At 60.1% G+C, this 19,180-nt stretch carries 18 protein-coding genes; 8 read left to right on the top strand and 10 right to left on the bottom strand.

What is annotated here, in order from left to right; translation table 11 throughout:
* Positions 1 to 138: 138 nt before the first annotated feature.
* The 10 genes from ACQUSY_RS11020 to rpmH all read right to left on the bottom strand — a co-directional run bounded on the left by ACQUSY_RS11020 (position 139) and on the right by rpmH (position 7,017).
* The gene (locus tag ACQUSY_RS11020; RefSeq protein WP_428904532.1) at positions 139 to 492 is read right to left on the bottom strand and encodes a tryptophan synthase subunit alpha; all 354 of its coding nucleotides are present in this window, start codon (positions 490 to 492) and stop codon (positions 139 to 141) included.
* An 18-nt stretch (positions 493 to 510) separates the two neighbouring features.
* Entirely contained in the window at positions 511 to 1,488 is a 978-nt protein-coding gene (locus tag ACQUSY_RS11025; protein ID WP_428904533.1) for a ParB/RepB/Spo0J family partition protein, read from the bottom strand.
* Positions 1,488 to 2,420: a ParA family protein gene (locus ACQUSY_RS11030; protein ID WP_428904534.1), complete on the bottom strand. Its 933-nt coding sequence runs from the start codon at positions 2,418 to 2,420 to the stop codon at positions 1,488 to 1,490. Before ACQUSY_RS11030 ends, ACQUSY_RS11025 begins: the two co-directional genes overlap by 1 nt.
* A gap of 298 nt (positions 2,421 to 2,718) precedes the next feature.
* Entirely contained in the window at positions 2,719 to 3,324 is a 606-nt protein-coding gene (locus ACQUSY_RS11035) for a hypothetical protein (protein ID WP_428904535.1), read from the bottom strand.
* Between the two features lie 635 nt (positions 3,325 to 3,959).
* On the bottom strand, positions 3,960 to 4,583 hold the full coding sequence (gene rsmG, locus ACQUSY_RS11040; RefSeq protein ID WP_428904536.1) for a 16S rRNA (guanine(527)-N(7))-methyltransferase RsmG: 624 nt from the start codon (positions 4,581 to 4,583) through the stop codon (positions 3,960 to 3,962).
* A gap of 17 nt (positions 4,584 to 4,600) precedes the next feature.
* Positions 4,601 to 5,089, bottom strand: coding sequence for a Jag family protein (locus ACQUSY_RS11045; RefSeq protein WP_428904537.1), 489 nt, complete (start codon positions 5,087 to 5,089; stop codon positions 4,601 to 4,603).
* Between the two features lie 9 nt (positions 5,090 to 5,098).
* Complete coding sequence (yidC, locus tag ACQUSY_RS11050; protein WP_428904538.1) at positions 5,099 to 6,181, bottom strand: membrane protein insertase YidC; 1,083 nt, start codon at positions 6,179 to 6,181, stop codon at positions 5,099 to 5,101.
* A gap of 3 nt (positions 6,182 to 6,184) precedes the next feature.
* On the bottom strand, positions 6,185 to 6,538 hold the full coding sequence (gene yidD / locus ACQUSY_RS11055; protein WP_428904539.1) for a membrane protein insertion efficiency factor YidD: 354 nt from the start codon (positions 6,536 to 6,538) through the stop codon (positions 6,185 to 6,187).
* The gene (gene rnpA, locus ACQUSY_RS11060) at positions 6,535 to 6,870 is read right to left on the bottom strand and encodes a ribonuclease P protein component (protein WP_428904540.1); all 336 of its coding nucleotides are present in this window, start codon (positions 6,868 to 6,870) and stop codon (positions 6,535 to 6,537) included. Before rnpA ends, yidD begins: the two co-directional genes overlap by 4 nt.
* Before the next feature lie 9 nt (positions 6,871 to 6,879).
* Positions 6,880 to 7,017: a 50S ribosomal protein L34 gene (gene rpmH / locus ACQUSY_RS11065; RefSeq protein WP_067196091.1), complete on the bottom strand. Its 138-nt coding sequence runs from the start codon at positions 7,015 to 7,017 to the stop codon at positions 6,880 to 6,882.
* Positions 7,018 to 7,324: 307 nt separating this feature from the next.
* Here rpmH and dnaA point away from each other — a divergent pair, with 307 nt between their 5' ends.
* The 8 genes from dnaA to ACQUSY_RS11105 all read left to right on the top strand — a co-directional run bounded on the left by dnaA (position 7,325) and on the right by ACQUSY_RS11105 (position 19,094).
* A complete protein-coding gene (gene dnaA / locus ACQUSY_RS11070) occupies positions 7,325 to 8,722 on the top strand; it encodes a chromosomal replication initiator protein DnaA (RefSeq protein WP_428904541.1) in 1,398 nt (465 codons plus the stop codon).
* 771 nt (positions 8,723 to 9,493) lie between these two features.
* Positions 9,494 to 10,636 (top strand): DNA polymerase III subunit beta, encoded by a 1,143-nt coding sequence (gene dnaN / locus ACQUSY_RS11075; RefSeq protein ID WP_428904542.1) that lies wholly within the window; start codon positions 9,494 to 9,496, stop codon positions 10,634 to 10,636.
* A 5-nt stretch (positions 10,637 to 10,641) separates the two neighbouring features.
* Positions 10,642 to 11,880: a DNA replication/repair protein RecF gene (gene recF, locus ACQUSY_RS11080; RefSeq protein ID WP_428904543.1), complete on the top strand. Its 1,239-nt coding sequence runs from the start codon at positions 10,642 to 10,644 to the stop codon at positions 11,878 to 11,880.
* Positions 11,877 to 12,362: a DciA family protein gene (locus ACQUSY_RS11085; RefSeq protein ID WP_428904544.1), complete on the top strand. Its 486-nt coding sequence runs from the start codon at positions 11,877 to 11,879 to the stop codon at positions 12,360 to 12,362. Before recF ends, ACQUSY_RS11085 begins: the two co-directional genes overlap by 4 nt.
* A gap of 119 nt (positions 12,363 to 12,481) precedes the next feature.
* A complete protein-coding gene (gene gyrB, locus ACQUSY_RS11090; RefSeq protein ID WP_428904545.1) occupies positions 12,482 to 14,536 on the top strand; it encodes a DNA topoisomerase (ATP-hydrolyzing) subunit B in 2,055 nt (684 codons plus the stop codon).
* 33 nt (positions 14,537 to 14,569) lie between these two features.
* Complete coding sequence (gyrA, locus tag ACQUSY_RS11095; protein WP_428904546.1) at positions 14,570 to 17,113, top strand: DNA gyrase subunit A; 2,544 nt, start codon at positions 14,570 to 14,572, stop codon at positions 17,111 to 17,113.
* Positions 17,110 to 17,514, top strand: a complete 405-nt coding sequence (locus tag ACQUSY_RS11100; protein WP_428904547.1) for a DUF3566 domain-containing protein — start codon at positions 17,110 to 17,112, stop codon at positions 17,512 to 17,514. The genes gyrA and ACQUSY_RS11100 overlap by 4 nt, the downstream gene beginning before the upstream one ends.
* 131 nt (positions 17,515 to 17,645) lie before the next feature.
* Positions 17,646 to 19,094: a single stranded DNA-binding domain-containing protein gene (locus tag ACQUSY_RS11105; protein WP_428904548.1), complete on the top strand. Its 1,449-nt coding sequence runs from the start codon at positions 17,646 to 17,648 to the stop codon at positions 19,092 to 19,094.
* The last annotated feature ends 86 nt before the right edge of the window (positions 19,095 to 19,180 follow it).

Consider the following 19,180-nt stretch of genomic DNA (forward strand, 5'->3'; position numbering starts at 1 on the left):
AGGTAGCGTTGAGCACGTCGAGGTCTTTCAGATGGGCAGCGTAGGAACTTCCATCCTGGAAGACCTCGACCCCTATCCGCGAACCAGCGAGCGCACCCCACCTACACCCTCAAATGCGAAGAGCCGTGAAACGTCGCGCTATGCGGTGCCTGGGTGCCCTGTGGGGTCGCTGGTGACCGCATCCCAGGCTCGGTGGGTGTTTGTGTGCCCGAGGAGCTTCCAGACCGTCGTAGTGAGTTCTGGGTACTCCAGGGCGATCTGGCGGAGTACGCGATAGTTGCGCACGTCGTTAGGACGGAGTCCGCCGTTCGATTCAATGTTCTCGGCACGCAGCGAGTAGACGACGAGTTCGTCGACAGTGGGGAGTTCTTCCATGAACTCCCACGGGTCTTCGCCGTGGCGAAGACGTTCGTGAATGAGCACGGCGCGCTCGTCTGCTGCTTCTGCTCGAAGCAGTTCTAGACTCGCGCGCCGTGGAATGCCCTCGGTCACACTGATGCCGTTCTCGGGCTAGCGGGAACCAAACTCGGCCTCGCCCAGCTCGGACAGGATGCGATTCAGGTCTTGAATACTCGCGAATTCAATGTTGACCTGGCCTTTTCGTGCACCCAACTGCACCTTGACGCGCGTGTTGAGGCGGTCGCCGAGGCGGGTGGCCACGTCGTCGAGGTAGGCACGGCGGGCGCCGGCGCTCGGCTTCGACTTGGAACCAGCGGGAGTGCCGATCGTCTTGGCTGCGGCTTCAGCGGCGCGCACCGAGAGATCTTCGTTCACGATCTTGTCGGCAAGCTTCGTCATGCCCTCGAGGCCCTCCACCGAGAGAATGGCACGAGCGTGACCTGCGGAGAGTACTCCTGCGGCTACGCGCTGCTGAACGGCAACGGGGAGCTTGAGGAGGCGCAGGGTGTTGCTGATCTGCGGGCGCGAGCGGCCGATCTGCGTTGCGAGCTCTTCGTGCGTGATCCCGAAGTCTTCGAGGAGCTGCTGGTAGGCCGAGGCCTCTTCCAGCGGGTTCAGCTGCGAACGGTGCAAGTTCTCGAGAAGGGCGTCGCGGAGGAGGTTTTCGTCGCTGGTCTCGCGGACGATCGCGGGGATCTTCGACAGGCCAGCCTCGCGCGATGCGCGGGTACGGCGCTCACCCATGATGAGCTCGTACGTGCCGTCTTCGAGCGTGCGCACGACGACGGGCTGCATGACACCGAACTCCTTGACGGAGTGCACGAGCTCAGCGAGGTCTTCGGGGTCAAAAACCGTGCGCGGCTGGCGCGGGTTCGGAACGATGTCGTTCGGGTCGATCTCAATGAGACGGAGGCCCGGAATACTGAGGAGGTCTTCCTCAGTCTCCGGCTGAGCCTTCTTCTTCGTAGCGGGGGAGTCCTTTGCTACCGGCGCACCGGGGAAGAACACGTCGACCGGACGCGCCTCTGACGCGTCAGACGTCGGAATAAGTGCTCCTATTCCCCGACCCAGTCCCGTTCGCTTAGCCATTAGGCCTGACCTTCCCCTTCGCGTGCGCTGTTACGCACGATTTCTACTGCTGCCTCACGATAGGCGATCGCGCCTGCCGACTGAGGATCATATGAAACGACCGTCTGACCGAAGCTGGGAGCCTCGGACACGCGGACGGAACGCGGAATGACGGTTTTGAGAACCTGTTCCGCAAAGTGTGAGCGTACCTCTTCGGCCACCTGCTGCGCGAGTCGAGTACGACCGTCGTACATCGTGAGCAGAATCGTTGAGACGTGCAGGCGGGGGTTGAGGTGCTTCTGGATCATCTGCACACTACCCAGGAGCTGGCTCAGACCCTCCAGCGCGTAGTACTCGCACTGGATCGGGATAAAGACCTCGTCAGCGGCCGTGAAGGCGTTGATTGTGAGGAGACCGAGCGACGGCGGGCAGTCGATGATGATGAAGTGCGGCTTCTCGTCGACAGATTCGAGGTACTCGTCCATCGCGGTGCGCAAGCGGTGTTCGCGTGCGACCTGAGAGACGAGCTCAATCTCGGCGCCAGCAAGGTGAATTGTGCTGGGAGCACAGAACAGGTTCTCAGACTCTGGGCTCGGTTGAATGACCTCAGCGAGCGGGAATTCGTCGATGAGAACGTCATAAACACTGGGCACATCAGCCGTGTGGGGCACACCCAGCGCCGTAGAAGCATTGCCCTGCGGGTCAAGGTCAATAACCAGTACCCGAGCGCCAATGCTCGCGAGGGCTGCCGCAACGTTTACCGCCGACGTCGTCTTGCCAACGCCACCCTTTTGGTTTGAAACCGTCAGGATACGCGTACTCGTCGGGAGATCGACGTCCGCACTCTCCAGAACACGACGACGAGCACTGAGATCAGCGAGCTCGCGCGCCAACGGGGTGTCATCACCAAATATTGTGGTGTCGTCAGCGGGGGACTGTTTCACGTGAAACACACTCCTTTACGCGCGAAGACCAGCTTTTCTACTCTAGGCGATACCGGCGACACTCGCGTCGGCGTGTTGGCCCGAGTTGGGGAATCGGATAGGTGAACGAACGACTGTTGCAGCCCATTAGGCCGGGGACTTCCTCCGCTCATTGAGCGAGCGTAGGGACAAGAAACGCGGCGACTGCTCCGAACAGCCGCTCCCCGCCCGTTGGACGAGGACGCGCAGCGCGCGAGACGAATCGAATTGACCGCATTGGAATGTCCAGCGTATGCCTTCGTTTCCCGTGAAACATAGACGTCTGAAGCTAGATCGGTTGGTCGGTGGGGTACTCGAGCGAGTCCGGGCTCGTTGAAGGAAGGGTTGTGGGGGAGGTCGCCTCGAAACGTGCTCGCTCTTGCTTCGCGTCCAGGTAACGTTGCCGAACTACTTTTCCCGTGCGGCGGCGCTCTGCAAGCTTTCCCAACCGCCCATAGACAGCGAAGGCAATCACTGTGAAGCCAGCGAAGACTCCGAACGTCACGAGAAAGGGTTCCGCGCCCGGTACTTCGAGCAGTAGGTAGAGAACGGTGGCAACAACAAAGATGCTGATTGTTGAGATGACAATCTTCTTCACTCTGACACCATTCTCAATCCGTTCTGTTTCACGTGAAACACCAGCGCAGTCCTCGTCGTGTTCTTGAGCGGATGACGGAGAACTATCTGTCGAGCCCTTGGGGAAGGAGTTGTACCACTCACGCTTGCACAGTGGAAACTTCTCCGACTGTGTGTGATCTTCGTTCGCGACATCGGTAAATATCCGAACAATGCTGCGGGCGGCAAACCACACCGGAATCGCGAAGATGACCCCACCCACAAACCCTAACGGTATTCCTTCCGTGCTGAACGCGAAGTACAACACAACAGCCACCACTGCTGTCGGTATACCTGTTCGGAGGAGCCAGTACTTCCACTCCAGCTTGCCGCGCGGTAGGTTCCATCAATGTTTCACGTGAAACGTCCCCTCATTTTCCACAACACCACCCCCAGCGTTGCCACAGGCGCTTCCACTAGAAGTGCCTGCATATTCATCCCCCCACACCGACCCGCGTGACCATGTTTCATGTGAAACCTCACCAGGTCGTCAAGCTGGAACCCAAAGGCATCGGCACTGTCGGTGCGTTTCGTCTCGGTCGCTATCGCGTCCTCGTTCAACGGGCGGAACTAGGCGGAACGCACTCGCGCTCTCACGCGGCAATTGACCTTCACCACACGGAACTTCACTGGTTGTACTCGTTGCCGAAGGTAACGGTGCTGCCCCTCCCCACCCACCGTCTCGGGAAGGCACCCCGCGCAAGAAGGAGTGGTGGATGGCGGAGGGAATATTGGCGGGTCTGGCAGGCCGACCCGCAGGGACGGCCCGGAGATATTCCCGGAGCTATCCGCCGCTCCACCGTCGCAACCCAGCTACTCCAACCCAGCCCTCACAACCTAGCTGCCAGAACCCAGTCGCCACAAAGAAGAAGGCCTCTGTTTCACGTGAAACAGAGGCCTAGATCCGAAAGGAGATTACCCGCGAACAACTCCACGGAACACTCGCGTCGATTCGTCGAGGACGCCCTCGCCGAGTACCGATACCGAGATGTCCGAGATCTTGTACTTGCGGATCACCTTTTCGGCTGCGTCGATCTCGTTTTGCACCGAGGCACCCTTGAGGAAGATGATTTCACCGCCATCGCGCACCAGGGGAGCGGTGAAGGGGATGAGCGTGCGCAAGGCTGACACTGCGCGTGCGGTGACAGCGTCGAGAACGGGGCCTTCGGGCCATTCTTCGCCGCGACCACGGAAGACGGTGACGTTCGACAACTCGAGCGCCTCCACCTGCTCGTTAAGCCAGTTCACGCGGCGCTCCATGGGCTCAATGAGCACCCATTCCACGTCAGGTCGCGCAATCGCAAGCACCAGGCCGGGGAGGCCGGCACCAGAGCCCACGTCGCCAACGCGGCCCGAGAACAGGGGAGCGGTGATTGCGCTGTTCAGAATGTGGCGCGTCCACAGGCGGGGGAGTTCCAGCGGGCCGATCAGACCGCGCTCTTCACCCTGCTCAGCAAGAGCCTGTGTGAAGGCGCGAGCCTTGTCGATGTTGTCGCCGAACAGCGTTACTGCTGCTACCGGTTCGAGTTCGAGCGTCATGAATGTTTCACGTGAAACTATGCGCGGCGAAGCACGGTGTGACGGTCAGCACCGTCGCCGTACGACTCCGAAATCAAGCCACGCTCCGACACGATGTCGTGTACCAGCTTGCGCTCGTACGACGACATTGCGGGCAGGGAAGCCTGCGAAGCACCCTCATCGAGGCGAGCAATAGCGCGGTCGACGAGCTTCTCCAGCTCCTGCTGGCGTGCATCACGCGAGCCGCCGATATCCAGAATCACGCGGGAGAAGTGTCCCGTCTTGTTCTGCACGGCCAGGCGGGTGAGCTCCTGCAGTGCCTGCACGGTCTCGGGGTCTGAGAGCGTGCGCAGCGAGGTGCCGTCCGACTCTACCGAGACGTAGGCACGGCCCTGACGAACGTCGAGCTCAAGGTCGCCATCAATGTCGGCGATGTCAAGGAGACCCTCAATGTAGTCGGCGGCGATGTCGCCTTCTTGCTCGAGGTCTGCAGCCTCTACCGGCTGGTTTACGGGTGCGTCAGTCATCGTCGCCTCCTACTTCTTCGTGTCGTCGGGATTGGCATCGTCAGAACCGGTACCCGAGTTGTTCTGAGCGTTATTCTGCTTCTGAGCCTGCTTCTTGGCACGGTTCTTACCCATCGGCTGTTCGCGCTTGGGAGCCTGTGCCTTGCGCTGCTCAGCTTCTTCCAGCAGTCGCTGCTGCTCAGCCTCGTACTGCGCGATGGTGATGATGTTGCCCTTGGCGTCGAGTGCCTTGCCCTTCTTCAGCAGGCGAGCCTCGCGAGCCTTCGCTGCGTCGGAACCAGGGGTCGGCATGTTGCGAATAACGATGAACTGCTGGCCCATGGTCCACAGGTTCGAGATGAACCAGTACATAACAACACCGAGCGGGAAGAAGACACCGGAGAAGACGAAGGCGAACGGAAGGACATAGAGCATGATCTTCTGGATCTGGTATGCCTGGCCGGTCTTGGCCTCGGGGGAGAGGTTCTTCGAGACGATCTGCAGCTGCGTGAAGAACTGCGACGCGATCATCAGCACGACGAGGATCACGAGAATCGTGACCGTCATCTCCCATCCAGCGTTCTTCGCCTCGAGCGCACCCATGAGGGAGTCATGCAGTGACGCGGCGTCGAACAGCTTGGCGTCGTAGAACTGCTGCGTCAGCTTTTCGTTAAGCAGACCGACACCACCGTCGCCGGCCTTCGCGTGCTTCGTGACATCGTTAAGCACCGAGAACAGCGCGAAGAAGATCGGCATCTGAACAAGCAGTGGCAGGCAGCCAGAAACCGGCGTGGTGCCGTGCTTCTTGTACAGCGCCATCGTCTCGCGGCTCATCGCCTCACGGCTGAGCTGATCCTTCTTACCCTTGTACTTCGCCTGGACTTTCCGCAGTTCAGGAGCAATTTCCATCATACGACGCTGACTCTTAATCTGTTTCACCGTCAGCGGCACGAGGGCCGAACGCACGACGATAACGAGACCCACGATGGCAAGTACCCACGTGGTTCCACTAGCCGGATCCATGCCAACGGCAGTGAGCAACCAGTGCCAGGCGACCAGGATCGCTTCAACGGCCCACTTCAGGGGCCAGAGGATGATGGAAAACAGATCCACGGATCAGTCCTTTCCAGACGGCACGACAAACCCACGCGGCGTGAGTCCGTGTCGAAAATGCGGATGAGGGGGAACGTCGTCTTCGCCGCCTTGAGCCCACGGGTGGCAGCGACCGATGCGTGCCGCGGCTTTCGCCGAACCCTTGAGCAGGCCATGTTGCTGCAGTGCACCAACGGCATAGGCGGAACAAGACGGATAGTACTTGCAGACGTCGCCATAGATCGGGGAGATCACGGCGCGATACGCAGTCATAACGCCAATAGCCGCATTACGCGGCCACAGGGGAAGAGAACGGAAGAAGTCACGCGCCGCGAAATGATCGGTGCCGCGAGCGTACGCAGGAAGTGCGCTCGTCATGATGCCTTCTTCTCCAAAGATCGTCGTACCTCTGCACGCAGCGCCTGGAAATCAGTACCGGCAGACGACGGAAGGGCGCGGATGACAACATCCGCGCCCACACGCACCGAAGGCAGTGCTTCGGCACAAATCGCCTTGAGGCGACGGCGAATCGTATTGCGTACGACTGCCGTGCCTACCTGCTTGCTCACGATGAAACCAAAACGCGCCGGACGATCATCACCCGTGTGGGTGACATACGTCACAGTGTGCGCGCCCGCACCTCGAACACCGCGTCGGACGACTGCTTTATAGTCGGCTCCGCGGGTGATGCGATGCGGTCTCGCGAGCACCGCGAGTGGTTACGCCGAAAGCTCGACGCGACCCTTTGCACGACGTGCAGAAAGGATCGCGCGGCCCGCGCGGGTGCGCATGCGGGCGCGGAAGCCGTGCTTCTTAGCGCGGCGGCGGTTGTTCGGCTGGAAAGTACGCTTGCTCATGGGGTCACTCCGGAGATGCAGTCACCGGGACGAGTGCTTCCGGGGACTTTACGGACAAAGGTTGATGCACCCGTATCGGGGCATAAGTCAACCGATTTAGGCTACGACTTTCCCGGCCAACAAGCAAACTGAGACGCGAAAGTGTGATTATCCCCACCTTCGGCCCAAACCCCCGAAGACACGCACAAATCCGCCGTAGAGTAGAGGTTGCTCTTGTAATCCGGGCTCGCTAACGTTACACAATCACCGGGTTATCCACAGCATGAACTCAGGTTCATTGCGCACTTCCGTTGGGGGAAACACAGCCATGACGCAGCACGACATTCCGGATGTTCCTGTCTGGAAAGCCGTCATGCAGCAGCTTGCGACCGATGACCGCGTCACTCCGCAAATGCATGGCTTCCTCAACCTTGCCGTCGCGCAGGGCGTCATGGGCGGAATGCTCTACATCCTGGTTCCGAACGACCTGACGGCCGGCCAACTCAAGCGCATTAAGCAGCCGATGAGTGAAGCTCTCGCCGCTGTCGGCGGCAACGAGGCCACCGGGTTCCGCATTGCGGTTGACCCTGATCTCAACGAAACGCAGATCACAGCACCGGTCACGGTGCACGAGACGCCGATTCCGCGTCCGATTGAAGAGCCAGCTCCGGAACCAGTACAGACGCACAATTCACGTCACGACACGAGACTGAATCCGAAATACACGTTCGACAGCTTCGTTATTGGTCAGTCAAACCGTTTTGCGCACGCCGCTGCCGTCGCTGTTGCTGAAGCTCCGGCCAAGGCCTACAACCCGCTCTTCATTTACGGCGACTCGGGCCTCGGCAAGACTCACCTGTTGCACGCGATCGGCGATTACGCGATCAATCTCTACGCCGGCGTGCGTGTTCGCTATGTTTCCAGCGAAGAATTCACCAACGACTTCATCAACTCCATTGCCAACAACCGTGGTTCCGCCTTCCAAGCCCGCTACCGCGATGTCGACATTCTGCTGATTGATGACATTCAGTTCTTGCAGGGCCGCGCTGAGACGCAAGAGGCGTTCTTCCACACCTTCAACACCCTGCACGACCACGACAAGCAGGTGGTGATCACGAGTGACGTGGCGCCAAAGCTGCTGACCGGCTTCGAAGACCGCATGCGTTCGCGCTTCGAGTGGGGCCTCATCACCGACGTGCAGGCGCCCGACCTCGAGACCCGTATCGCGATTCTGCGTAAGAAGGCGCAGAGCGAGCGCCTGCAGATTCCTGATGAGGTGCTCACCTACATCGCCACGATGGTGTCGTCGAACATTCGCGAGCTCGAGGGTGCGCTCATCCGTGTTTCGGCGTTCGCGAGCCTCAACCGTTCGACGCTCGACATGGGCTTGGCCCAGACCGTGCTGCGCGACATCGTCGACCAGACCGAAGCGAATGTCATTTCACCGACCGACATCATCACGGTGACGGCCCAGTACTTTAAGTTCACGGTCGACGACCTCTACGGTTCGAGCCGTTCGCAGGCGGTCGCAACCGCACGACAGATCGCGATGTACCTGTGCCGTGAGCGCACGAGCCTGTCGCTGCCGAAGATCGGTCAGCTCTTTGGCGGCCGCGACCACACCACGGTCATGTACGCGTACAAGAAGATCGCTGAGCTCATGAAGGAGCGCCGCTCGATCTACAACCAGGTCACCGAGATCACCGCGCAACTCAGCCGCCGCTGACACACACGATCAATCTCAGCGCGTTAAATCTCGCGAAAACCTCGAAAACCCGGCTTCCCACCGCGAAGCCGGGTTTTTTAGTTGTCAGAAACGATTCTCTGCTCTCGGTCGGCGCTCTTATGCCCCGCAGCGATGCCTACTGTCCCGCACAGGGCTCAATTCCCTCCGGGCGCACCCAATATCGGCCCATCGCTCACAGCGACGCTCAGCGCCCTATTTCGTCTATTTTGACTTCGGAACCATCAGCTGCGGTCAAAAAGTGCCGAAATAGGTCGTCAGAAACGATTCTCCCGAGCGCCCCAAAATCGCTCAGCGGGCATGAAATGACCTCTAACGCGTCGAAATTCGAGACATCAAAAATGACCTGCACGTCGAAAAAGCCCCTCAGAGGGCCTGCGACGCGCCCGAGAAGCCCGAAAAACCGAGTTTCACACAGTGTGGATAACTTGTGGATAAATCCGATTTCCTGTCGACGGATTGTGAACGGAATGACAAGGCCTGTGGAGAACTTGTGATTTCACACGGTTTTCCACAGGCTTGCTATTCCGCGGAATTACACCGCTTTCCACAACTGACAGCGTTGTAATTCCTTACTCTCGCTTGGGATCCACAGAGTTGTCCACAGTATCCACAGCTGTTAACACTGTTAACCAAATCTCTCTCAATAAGCAGGACTTCCGATGACCTTGACGGATTTTGCTGTGAGCTGTGGCTTGTCCACACAGTGGCGCTAGTGTTGTAACCCCAAGCAGGGAGTTCAAGGGAGCGAACGTGAAGTTCCACGTGAATCGCGACGTTTTCAGCGAAGCCGTCTCGTTCGTCGTCAAGTTGTTGCCGCAGCGCAACCCGCAGCCGATCCTGGCCGGAGTGCTTATCGAAGCAACTGACGAGGGTTTGTCGTTGTCGGCATTCGACTACGAAGCGTCTGCGCGTACCGTCATCGAAGCAACAATTGACGAGCCGGGCACGATCCTGGTTCACGGCCGTTTGCTCTCCGACATCGCGAGCCGGTTGCCGAATGCTCCCATCGAGCTCGCGACACAGGAAGACGGCGGCATTTTGCTGACGTGCGGATCCGCACGTTTCACGCTGGCGTCCATGCCGGTTGCGGAATACCCGGCTATCCCCGAAGTGACGGGTGAGTCTGGTCTCGTTCCCGCTGAAGAATTTGCCACCGCCATTGCGCAGGTTGGTTTCGCTGCATCCCGCGACGACGTGACTCCCGTGCTGACGGGTGTGCTGCTCGAGGTCGCCGGCACCGAGCTCAGCCTCGTTGCCACCGACCGCTACCGCGTCGCACTTCGCGATGTGCAGTGGGACGGCCAGGCTGTCGACAGCACCGCACTGGTTCCGGCCCGCACGCTGCTCGAAGTGGGCAAGACGTTCTCGCACGCAGAAACCATCTCGGTTGCGTTCTCCGGATCGGGCGACCGCGAGATTATTTCGTTCACCGCAGGCAACAAGACCGTGACGTCGCTGCTCATTAAGGGCAACTTCCCGCCGGTTCGTCGCCTGTTCCCCGAGCAGACCGAGCACTACGCGGTCGTCAACACCGCCGACCTTGTCGAAGCTGTTCGCCGTGTTTCGCTCGTACTTGACCGGTCGGCCCCGCTGCGCTTCACGTTCACGAACGAATCGGTGACGATGGACGCCTCCGGCAACGAGCAGGCTCGTGCTTCGGAATCGATCGACGCGACGCTTTCTGGTGGTGACGATGTCGTCATCGGTCTGAACCCGCAGTTCTTGACCGAAGCACTCGGCGCCGTCAAGAGCGAGTTCACCCGCATCACGTTCACGTCGACTGACAACGCGAACAAGCTCAGCCCCGTGCTGATCACCGCGCAGACCTCGGTCGATGGTGCTGCAGGCGACAACTTCAAGTACCTGTTGCAGCCCAACCTGCTCCTTCGCTGAGCTCGATGTTTGTTGAGCACCTCGGGCTTCAAGACTTTCGCAACTACAAAACAGCGGAAGTCTCGCTTGCCCGAGGCGCAAACGTCTTCGTTGGTCGCAATGGCCAAGGAAAGACCAATCTCGCCGAATCGCTCGCGTACCTCGCAACCCTCGGATCCCACCGAGTCTCGCAAGACGCGCCACTGGTTCGCGAGGGTCAAAACGCAGCGTTCGTGCGGGCTCGGCTCGCACACGGTGAACGCCGTGTCACCCTCGATCTGCAGATCAACAAGCAGGGTGCAAACAAGGCTCGCGTCAACGGCGCTCCGGTAAAACCGGCCGAACTGCCACGCTACGCGCACGTCGTACTCTTCGCTCCCGAAGATCTCCAAATCGTGAGGGGCGATCCGTCAGCACGGCGAAAATTCGCCGACCAAATGCTGATTCAGCGTCGCCCTCGCATGGCCGGCATCATCGCCGACTACGAGCGCGTACTCAAACAGCGCAACGCCCTACTGAAATCCGCCCGTGCCCGCGGCGTTAAGGGTGAAGGCCTCGCGACCCTCGAGGTGTGGGACGACAAACTCATCACCCTCGGATCCCAACTCATCGACGCGCGTCTCGCCCTTGCTACCGAAATGGCCGCCCCCGTCGCTGCCGCCTACACCGCAATTGCCGGCGCCGATCACTCCCCGACTCTGGGCTGGGTGCTCTCGATTACCGGCGCTGACCCTGAAGAAAATGAAGGTTCCGACAGCGCATTGCAGAGCGGAACCACGGCTGAGCAATTTCGCGCGGCTCTCGCGGCAAAGCGCTCAAGTGAGCTGGATCGCGGCCTCACGCTCGTCGGCCCGCACCGTGATGACCTGCTTCTCATGGTGCGCGGGCTTCCGGTGAAGGGCTATGCCTCGCACGGAGAATCGTGGTCGGTCGCGCTCGCGCTGCGCCTCGCGTCGGCCGAACTGCTTCGCGAAGAACTCTCCGCCGGCGACCCGATCCTGATTCTCGACGACGTTTTCGCAGAGCTCGACGCCCAGCGCCGCACGCGACTCGCCGAGCTTGCGACCGGTTTCGAACAGGTCATTGTCACGTCTGCGGTCGAAGAAGATGTTCCGCCCCAGTTGCGCGCACACGTTGTGCGGGTGCAATCTGGCCAAATCATCGCGATCGAACCGGCTGAAAACTCAGAAAATAGCGTGTCAGAAACGATCCTGACGGCCGGTGAAAGCAGCGCGAACACAGTGCGGGAGGATGAGCCATTTTGAGTGATACCCCTGATGTTCCCGAAACTCTCGCCACCTATTTGCGCCTCCGTGGCCTTAAAGCCCCGAATCGTCGGCGCAAGCGCGTGCGCATTGACGAAGACGATCCCGCCGCCCCGTTTATGCCGGGCAGAGACCCGCACTCGATCGACAGTGTGCTCGCCGACCTGACGAAAAAGTCCGGGTGGGACCCCCTTCTCGCTCAAGAAGACCTCCTCCAAAACTGGAAAGAAATCGCCGGCGACGAGACCGCGCAGCACACCACTCCGGTCGGCCTCAACGATGGCGTGCTCACGATTCGATGCGATTCCACGGCGTGGGCGAAGCAGCTTCAACTCATGCGTTCGGTCATCATGACGCAGATTGCTTTTCACCATCCCGCCGCCAAAGTTTCATCGATCCGCTTCTTGGGGCCGGACGTACCCTCGTGGAAATGGGGTCCACGCACAGCGCCAGGCCGGGGACCTCGCGATACCTACGGCTAAACCACCTACGGCGGTACCCGCGACGATTTTCGTGCGCCACAGGGGCATATATGGCCGTAAGCACAGGCTTTCTTGATAGACTGAACGCTGACTAACTCAGATTCGGAGCACTAGTAGCGATGACGTCGAATACCCCTGAAGAACAGCCGGAAACGACTAACCCGCAGGGGAAGAATGCCGTCCCAGGCGACTACGGTGCCGACGCTATTCAAATCCTGGAGGGCCTCGAAGCCGTCCGCAAGCGCCCCGGTATGTACATCGGTTCCACCGGCCCGCGCGGTTTGCACCACCTCGTGTACGAAATCGTCGACAACTCGGTGGATGAGGCCCTCGCCGGCCACGCCGACAACATCGATGTGACGATTCTTCCCGATGGCGCCGTGCGCGTCGTCGACAACGGTCGCGGTATCCCCGTTGACCCGCACGCCTCCGACCCGTCGAAGTCAACGGTCGAGGTCGTGCTCACAATTCTGCACGCCGGCGGTAAGTTCGGCGGCGGCGGATACGCCGTCTCCGGTGGTCTGCACGGCGTGGGCTCGTCTGTTGTGAACGCGCTCTCCACTCGCTTCGAGGTTGAGGTCAAGCGCCAGGGCAACGCGTGGCGCATGACGTTCGAAAAGGGCGGAAACCCGGTCGGCGCCCTCCGCAAGGAAGAAGAGACCACAGAAACCGGAACCACGATTACGTTCTGGCCAGACCCGGAAATCTTCACCGAAACGGTCGACTTCGAGTACGAGACGCTGCGTACCCGCTTCCAGCAGATGGCGTTCCTGAATAAGGGTCTGCGTATCGCGCTGCGTGATGAGCGCGAGGCTTCGCGCTACGAAACGCAGGAAGAAGACGGAACCATCGTGCAGGTTCAGCCGTCGGATGTCTTCCTTTATGAGCGTGGCTTGGTTGACTACGTCGAGTATCTCAACCGCGTGCGTAAGGCGGAGGTCGTCAACGACGTCATCATCGACTTCGAGGCAGAAGACACCGGCCGTGACGGCAAAGACATTTCGCTTGAGGTCGCCATGCAGTGGACGACGTCGTACTCCGAAAACGTCTTCACCTACGCGAACACGATCAACACGCACGAGGGCGGTACGCACGAAGAAGGCTTCCGTGCTGCGCTGACGACGCTCGTCAACAAGTACGCGCGTGCCAAGAACCTGCTCAAGGAGAAGGACGACAACCTCACCGGTGATGACGTCCGTGAAGGCCTCACCGCCGTTATTTCGGTGAAGCTCTCCGAACCGCAATTCGAGGGTCAGACCAAGACGAAGCTCGGTAACACCGAAGCGAAGGCATTCGTTCAGAAGGTTGTCGGCGATCAGCTCGGTGACTGGTTCGACCGCAACCCCGAGCAGGCCAAGAATGTCATCAAGAAGGCGATCGACGCGGCAACCGCTCGCATGGCTGCTCGTAAGGCGCGTGAAACCGCACGTCGTAAGAGCGTTTTTGAGTCGGCCGCGATGCCCGACAAGCTCAAGGACTGCACGAGCAAAGATCCGTCCATCTCGGAAATCTTTGTTGTTGAGGGTGACTCGGCAGGTGGTTCCGCCGTCTCCGGTCGCGACCCGCACACGCAGGCGATCCTGTCGCTGCGCGGCAAGATTCTTAACGTTGAGCGTGCTCGCCTCGACAAGGCACTCGCCAACCGCGAAGTTCAGGCCATGATTCAGGCCTTCGGTACCGGTATCGGTGAAGACTTCGACATCGACAAGGCGCGCTACCACAAGATCGTGCTGATGGCCGATGCTGACGTCGACGGCCAGCACATCACGACGCTGCTGCTGACGATGCTGTTCCGCTTCATGCGCGGACTCATTGAAGCCGGCTACGTGTACCTCGCGATGCCCCCGCTGTATCGCCTGAAGTGGTCGAACGCTGAGCACGAGTACGTGTACTCCGACGCTGAGCGTGACGCACTGCTGAAGCACGGCTTGGAAAACGGCAAGCGACTTCCGAAGGACGCCGGCATCCAGCGTTACAAGGGTCTGGGCGAGATGAACGCCAAGGAGCTGTGGGAGACCACGATGGATCACACGACGCGAACCCTCCGTCAGGTGAGCATCGATGACGCTGCCGCTGCCGATGAAATTTTCTCGGTGTTGATGGGTGAAGACGTCGAGTCGCGACGAAACTTCATTCAGCGCAACGCCAAGGACGTCCGCTTCCTGGACATCTGATTCCGAGACTGAAGAACAAGAAACGACATCGATATGACTGACGAAGAACGTCCGGATCAGACCCCCGAACACGACCACGGCAAGATCGACCAGGTTGATCTTCAGCTGGAGATGCAGCGCTCGTACCTGGATTACGCCATGGCCGTCATCATCGGCCGCGCGTTGCCCGATGTGCGCGATGGCATGAAGCCAGTGCACCGTCGCGTAATTTACGCGATGTATGACGGTGGCTTCCGCCCCGACAAGAAATTCTCCAAGTGCGCCCGCGTCGTCGGTGAAGTGATGGGTCAGTACCACCCGCACGGCGACTCGGCGATTTATGACGCGCTCGTGCGTCTGGTTCAGCCGTGGTCGCTTCGCTACCCGCTGGCACTCGGTCAGGGCAACTTCGGTTCTCCCGGAAACATGGGCGCCGCCGCCCCGCGATACACCGAAACCAAAATGGCTCCGCTCGCGCTCGAAATGGTGCGCGACATCGAAGAAGACACCGTTGACTTCCAGGAGAACTACGACGGTGAAACGCAAGAGCCGACCGTTCTCCCGGCGCGCTTCCCCAACCTGCTGGTCAATGGTTCCGTCGGTATTGCCGTCGGTATGGCGACCAACATTCCGCCGCATAACCTGCGCGAAGTCGCCGAGGGTGCACTGTGGGCTTTGCAGAACCCCGACGCTTCGCGTGAAGAATTGCTTGAAGCGCTGCTGGCGCGCGTGCACGGCCCCGACTTCCCGACGGGCGCGCAGATTCTCGGAACCAAGGGCATCCGCGACGCGTATCGCACGGGTCGCGGCTCCATCACGATGCGTGCCGTCGTCAATATCGAAGAGATTCAGGGCCGCACGTGCCTCGTGATCACGGAGCTGCCGTACCAGGTCAACCCCGACAACCTTGCCGTCAAGATTGGTGACCTCGCTCGTGAGGGCAAAGTCACCGGTATCGCCGACATTCGCGATGAGACGAGTGACCGTACCGGTCAGCGCCTCGTTGTCGTGCTCAAGCGTGACGCCGTCGCGAAGGTTGTGCTGAACAACCTCTACAAGCACACGTCGCTGCAGGAGAACTTCGGCGCCAACATGCTGGCCATCGTCGACGGTGTGCCGCGCACGCTGACGCTTGACCAGTTCATTTCGCTGTGGGTTTCGCACCAGATCGAAGTGATTGTGCGCCGCACGCAGTTCCGCCTGGCCAAGGCTGAAGCGCGCATGCACATTCTGGCTGCGTTCTTGAAGGCACTCGACGCGCTCGACGAGGTCATCGCGTTGATTCGTCGTTCGTCGACGACGCAAGAGGCAAACGAGGGGCTGCAGCAGCTTCTCGACATTGACAGTGATCAGGCAGAGGCCATTCTGTCGATGCAGCTGCGTCGCCTGGCCGCGATGGAACGTCAGAAGATCGTCGATGAGGCAGCCGAACTCGAGCTGCGTATCGCTGACTACAAAGACATCATCGCGTCGCCTGAGCGCCAGCGCACCATCATCGGTGAAGAGCTCACCGGCATCGTAGACAAGTTCGGCGACGACCGTCGCACGCACATCCTGCACGGCTTCGACGGCGACATGTCGATCGAAGACCTCATTCCGGAAGAAGAGATGGTCGTCACGGTTACCCGTGACGGCTACGTCAAGCGCACGCGCAGTGACAACTACCGCCAGCAGCACCGCGGCGGCAAGGGCGTTAAGGGTGCGCAGCTGCGCGCCGATGACCTGGTTGAGCACTTCTTCGTGACGACGACGCACCACTGGTTGCTGTTCTTCACGACAAAGGGTCGCGTCTACCGCATCAAGACGTACGAGATTCCGGAAGCCGGCCGCGACGCGAAGGGTCAGCACGTCGCGAACCTGCTGGCACTGCAGCCCGACGAGCAGGTTGCCCAGATTCTTGACCTTAAGGACTACGCGGCCGCCGAGTACCTCGTGCTCGCGACCCGCGAAGGAACCATCAAGAAAACACGTCTGACCGACTACGACACCAACCGTCAGGGCGGCATCATCGCTATTCGTCTGCGTGAGCAAGACGAACTGATCGGTGCGCTGCTCGTTGACAGCGACGACGACCTGATGCTCATCTCGAGCCACGGTATGTCGGTGCGCTTCACAGCCTCGGATGAAACGTTGCGCCCCATGGGTCGCGCGACCGAGGGTGTGCGCGGCATGAAGTTCCGTGATGGTGACTCGCTGCTGTCGGCATCGGTGGTGCAAGACGACAGCTTCGTCTTCGTCGTCACCGAGGGCGGCTACGCGAAGCGCACCGCCGTGTCGGAATACCGTGTTCAGGGCCGTGGTGGTCTCGGCATCAAGGTCGCCAAGCTGACCGAAGATCGTGGCGTACTTGCGGGCGGCTTGATCGTCGCTGAGGACGACGAGGTCTTGGTGGTTCTTGCCAGCGGCAAGGTGGTACGCTCTGCCGTGGCCGAGGTGCCCGCTAAGGGCCGCGACACCATGGGTGTTGTGTTCACTCGCGCTGCCGACGACGACCGCATCCTGGCGATCGCCCGAAACAGCGAACGAGGCCTGGGTGATGAGAACGAAGAGTCGACCACTGACTCGACCGAAAACCCGGAGGAGAGCACGGAAGCATGAGCACCGTAGCTGACAAGCTCGCCAAGAAGTCGAGCCGAAAGACCACGTCAAAGCAGGTTCGCCTGCGGGTTGTTTACATCGACTTCTGGTCGGCGGTAAAGCTGTCTTTCCTGGCAGGCATTGCGATCGCGATCGTGACGCTCGTGTCGTTCTTCATGATCTACACGGTTTTGAACGCGACGAACATGATTGCTGACGTCGACAACCTCGTCGGAACCATTTCTGACGGTGAGTTGAAGATTGCCGAGTACTTGACGCTGCCGCGTGTCATGGCAGCGGCCGCCGTCATCGCGATTTTGAACCTGATCGTGACGACCGTCATGGGCGCTGTTATTGCTGGTTTGTACAACATGGCCGTCAAGGTGACGGGCGGACTCCTGATCGGATTCAGCTCCAACTAGTCATTTCGCTGTTACTCAAAGACAGCTGAGCGAGGCCCCGGTATTTGCCGGGGCCTCGCTGTATTTCTTAAGCATGAGCTGTGAAGTCGTAAGCTAGACCTACTTTCTCGCATCATGTCCTAGGGGGACCCATGTCTGATTCGAATCTTCCACCGCAGCCACCGCAGGGCTGGGAAGATAACCAGCCGACAACGCCGATGCCGCCCGTGCCGCCGGCATCCCCGGTTCCGACGACCGCTCAGACGCAGGTAATTCCGCCGGCGCCGCCTGCTGGCGGACAGTTCGGCGCACAGCAGCCGTTTGGTGGTTCCGCTCAGCCTCCGTTTGGTGGCGCGCCCGCGCAGCCGCCGTTTGGTGGCGCTCCTGGCCAGCCCGCTTTCGGTGGTGCTCCCGGCCAGCAGCCCTATGGTTCCGCTCCCGGCACCCCTGGCTTCGGTGGACAGAACAACGCTGGTGGCTTCGGTGGCAACGGTATGCCGCCGTACGGTGGCCCGGGAAACTCGGGTGACTCCAACAAGAAGAACCTGATGTGGATCATCATCGCCGCCGTCGCCTCGCTCGCTATCGCGGGTGCTGCCATCTGGGCATTCACGGCTGGTCCGTTTGCGGCGAAGGATGACAAAGAGACGACGGCTGACGACAACGGCGGTTCTGACAAGGACGCCGATAAGGACGCTGACAAAGACAAAGACGCCGATAAGGACAAGGACAAGCCGAAGGCTGACTCCGCTCCCGGTGCCGTTCAGGCCTTCCTTGACGCTCTCGCTGAGGGCGACGTCAAGACCGCGAATAGCTACCTCGAGAAGAAGATCGATAGCGCGTTTGCTGACCAGAAGGTTGTCGACGCAGCCCTGAAGGCTGCGCCGATCACTGACATCGAAGTTGAGGGCACCGACGACTACAACATCACCGGAACCTTCATGGTTGGTGAAGAAGAAATCTCGATGGACTTCTCGGTGCGTAAGTCGGGCAAGAACTACAAGATCAGCGAGTACACGCTGGGTCAGTTCTCGGTGACGGATGAGCTCGCAAAGCTGCAGCCGCTCATCAACGGCCAGGAGGTCGAGCTCAAGGCGAGCGACTCCTACGCCTTCCCGATTCAGTATGAATTCACGAGCGCCAACGACCGCATTGCGTTCGAAGGCACGACCGTGTTCATTCCCTACGACTACTCGACGAGCCTGTGGGACCTTGAGTTCGCGCTGACGACCGAGGCTGACACGGCGATCCGTGACGCTGTTCGCAAGTCGCTGGAGAGCTGCATCGCCGAGAAGACGCTCGTTTCGAGCTGTGGCATGGACGTGCCGGCAACGCTCGACGGTGGCGAAACCGTTGAAGACGGAACCGTCACGCGCACACTGGACGACTCCGAATGGCGCGGCGTTGACTCGATGGATCTTGACTTCGACTACGACAACCCGCTGCTGATCACGACGTGGGAGTCGTTCTACCCGGAGCTCACCGCGACGTGCACCGACACGTCGGGTCAGACCGGCCTGTGCGACATCTGGTCGTTCGGCGGTTCGAAGAGCCCGGTTATCGACATCTCGGGCGACGACCTCGTGGTGAAGTGGGAGTAATCTGACGCACCCAACGCAGGCCCTGGCGAAAGCCAGGGCCTGCGTTGTTTTTCTGCCGCGAAAGAGAATCGCCGACGTGATCGGAC

This window comes from Microbacterium daqui, from assembly GCF_050408675.1.
GTDB lineage: Bacteria > Actinomycetota > Actinomycetes > Actinomycetales > Microbacteriaceae > Microbacterium.